The following is a 3472-nucleotide window of genomic DNA, read 5'->3' as shown; positions in this document are numbered from 1 at the left end:
GGCGCTGCGCGCCGTCCCGGAACGACCCGTTATGCAAACCCATGTCATGACGTGGCGCGCCGCTCCGCGCCACGCTGCAGGGCGACGCGTTCCGTTCAATCCGCCACGCGGCGGAACCGGAGCTCGTAACGCTCCGCGGCGGCCGCCGCCGTGGCCGGGCCCGGCGCATCGGGCGCCGCCTGAAAACCGTTGCCATCGAGGATGAAGCTGAAATCGGTCCCGAGCAGCTGGGCGTTGGCGTGGCAGCCCTGGCAGCCGCCCATGTTGTAGGACGCGGCGGACGGCGGGTTCTGCGAGAACAGGTGGACGTTCTTGAAGTTCGGTACGGTGCCGTTCGGCGCATAGTCGGTCGGCGCGCCGCCCGAGAGGCGACCGTTGAAGTTCTGCAGCGTGTAATCGGTCTCCACGACGCCGTTCGCCTGATAGAAGCTCGGCGCGCCCTTCGGGCTGTTGGGATTCGTCGCGATCTGCGACTTGTCGAACGGATAGGCCTGCACGTTGACGAGCTTGTAATAGGCCCAGGGCGACCGCGGCACGTCGTTGGCCGCCGTGTAGGCGGCGATCGCCCGGTGAGCCACGGTGTTGACGGCGACGATCACGGGCGGGATGTCGTGGAAGCGCTGCTTGACGCAGATCGCGCCGCCGACCGGCAGGGCCGTGTTGCCGCTGATCTCGCTGTAGAACAGACGCCGTCCCATCTGCTGCGGGCCGGTGCAGAAGCCGGCGCCCGGCGCCAGCGCGACCTTCGGGCCGGCGGCCGCGTCGGAGTAGGTCTGCGGCGGCTCGGTCGGATAGCCGGCCTGCGGCGCGATCACCCGCCCGTCCGCGTCCTCCACCGGCCTGCCGTCGACCGTGAGGATGTTGTCGGCCTGCTCGAAGGTGGCGAACACGAAGGCCGGCGCGGTCGGCGTCTTGTGAATGATGTGGAGCGCGATCAGCGCCCATTCGGCCTCGACGTAACACGGCACGGCGCCGGCGGTCTCGTAGAAGCGCACCCGCGTGGTGTGGAAGCGCGACGCGTCCTCGCCCGGCGCGAGCGGTCGCCACGCCGATTTCAGCTCGATGGTGCCGACCGGGAAGAACACGAAGGGCGCCTTCGGCGGCGTGCCGGTCTTGACCGCGTCGATGAAGTTCTGCTCGGCCGTCTGCAGCGCCGCCGAGTGGTACCAGTACTCGTTGCGGAGCGAATAGACGTATTGGAGCCGGCTGCCCTTGGCCATGAACCTGATCAGCTGCGGCGCAGTGTTGGCTCCGCCCGTCCTGGCCGGCAGGATGCCGGCGAACATCTGGTCGAGGCCGATCTGGCTGGTCTCGTCGAGATTCACGTAAGGCACCTGGGCGACCGGCGCCTGGCCCGGGCAGGCTCTGACGCGGCCGTCCGGCGTGCCGACCTTGTCGGGGACGTAGACGTAGTCGGGCGGCAGATCGTAGCCGTAGGTCGGCGGCCCGCGGTCCGCCCCGTGCGGCAGCGGCAGTGGCGCCGAGATATTGTTCATGTCGCGCGGCGGAAAAATCTCCACCTTGTGGCGGAAGGTCTGCCACACCAGCGGCGGCCCGCCCGCCACACCATTGGTGCCGAACGGCAGCCGCAGGTCCGGCGTCTCGCGCACGCCGGACTGCGCCGGCCAGCTCAGCGCGATGAACTCCTGCCAGGCGAACGCCGCCGCGGTGGCGAGGTCGGCGTTCGGCGCGCCGCCCGGAACATCGCCGGGCAGGAACGGCGAGACCGTGATCGGCATCGCGGCGGCCGCCTCGATCTCGCTCGACGGCGGCGACTGCGCCGAGGCCGTCGTCGGGACCAGGAGCAACGCCGCGAGGGCGAGCGCCGTCGCGCAGCCGCGCCGCAGCGTGACGTGAGGCGAGGTCTCGGCCCGAGCTCCAGGCCCGTCATTCGCGGGCTCGACCCGCGACTCCATCCCCGAACAATCGGCTTCTTTCGACGAGATGGACCGCCGGATCAAGTCCGGCGGTGACGATCGCGATGGGTCGGCGCTCCTCGAGATCCGACTCACCGGGACGTGAGTCTCGGCAACATGACAGGTGGAAACCTGCGTCATGCGGACGTGAGTCGTAGCGACGTGAATCATGCGTCCCTCCGTCGGGTTCGGCCTGCCGTCGATGTGATTTTGTGGCGCGGCTCCGCGATCGGCCGCGCATCCTGGATGCCGGCCGCCACGACGGGCACGCGACCATGCTCGGCGAGCGTCGCCGAAGCAGACGCCTCACCGCACCGCGCGAGCTGATTGTTTGTTGTTATCGCCGGTTGTAGCCGATCACGCGCGACGCGACAACCGAGCCGAGATCACGCTTGCGCGAGAGCCCGTCCCGGCGCGATCCGCGCGTCGGGATCACGCGCCACCGTCACTCTCGAAACAGCAGGCTGGCGTCGCCGTACGAATAGAATCTGTAGCCGGTCGCGATCGCGTGCGCATAGGCGCGCCGCATGGGGTCGAGACCGGCGAAGGCGGCGACCAGCATGAACAGGGTCGAGCGCGGCAGGTGGAAGTTGGTCATCATCACGTCGACGGCGCGGAAGGCGTAACCCGGCGTGATGAAGATCGAGGTCTCGGCCGCGAACGGCGCGATGGTGCCGTCCGGCTCCGCGGCGCTCTCCAGCAACCGCAGCGACGTCGAGCCGACCGCGACGATGCGGCCGCCGCTTTTTCGCGCCGCGTCGAGCGCCGCGGCGGTCACCTCGCTCACCACGCCGTACTCGGCGTGCATGCGGTGGTCCGCGGTGTCGTCGACCTTCACGGGCAGGAACGTGCCCGGCCCGACATGCAGCGTGACGGTGTGCAGCCCGATGCCGGCCGCGTCGAGGCGCGCCAGCAGATCGTCGGTGAAGTGCAGGCCGGCGGTCGGCGCCGCGACGGCGCCCTCCTCGCGGGCGAACAGCGTCTGATAGTCGGCGCGGTCCTGCTCGTCGGCCGGCCGCCGCGCCGCGATGTAGGGCGGCAGCGGCATCGCGCCGCGCTCGGCGATCGCCTGGTCGAGCACCGGCCCGTGGAACGCGAAGGCGAGCGTCACGGCACCCGCCTCGCCCTTGTGCTCCACGGTGGCGTCGAGCTGGCCGAGGAAGCAGACCTTGCCCTCGTCGCCGAACCGCACCGTGTCGCCGACCGCGAGCTTCTTGGATCCCTTCACCAGCGCCCGCCAGCGCGAGCCGTCGATCCGCTCGACCAGCGTCGCCTCGATCGCGACCTCAAGCCCGCGGCCGAGCCGCCGGCCGAACAGCTGGGCCGGGATCACCTTGGTGTCGTTGACGACGATCTGGTCGCCGGCCCGCAGCAGCCCCGGCAGGTCGCGCACGATGTGATCCGCGAGCTCCGGCGCCCCGCCCGGCCGCACGACGAGCAGGCGCGCCGAATCCCGCGGGCTCGCGGGGCGCAGCGCGATTCGCTCGGGCGGGAGATCGAAGTCGAACAGATCGGTGCGCATGATGGGGCCAGAGACTCGGCCTTCGACCCTCCCC

At 70.4% G+C, this 3472-nt stretch carries 2 protein-coding genes; both read right to left on the bottom strand.

Annotated features, from left to right (window positions below):
* Positions 1-95 precede the first annotated feature (95 nt).
* Positions 96-1916 carry a hypothetical protein gene (locus CH341_RS29615; RefSeq protein ID WP_111422958.1) on the bottom strand — a complete coding sequence of 607 codons (1821 nt, stop codon included), beginning with the start codon at positions 1914-1916 and terminating at the stop codon, positions 96-98.
* Positions 1917-2361: 445 nt separating this feature from the next.
* The gene (gene queA / locus CH341_RS29610) at positions 2362-3438 is read right to left on the bottom strand and encodes a tRNA preQ1(34) S-adenosylmethionine ribosyltransferase-isomerase QueA (protein ID WP_111422956.1); all 1077 of its coding nucleotides are present in this window, start codon (positions 3436-3438) and stop codon (positions 2362-2364) included.
* Positions 3439-3472: the final 34 nt, after the last annotated feature.

It is taken from the genome of Rhodoplanes roseus, assembly GCF_003258865.1.
In the GTDB taxonomy this organism is placed as follows: Bacteria; Pseudomonadota; Alphaproteobacteria; order Rhizobiales; family Xanthobacteraceae; genus Rhodoplanes; species Rhodoplanes roseus.
This window is presented reverse-complemented; position numbering and strand designations above follow the sequence as displayed.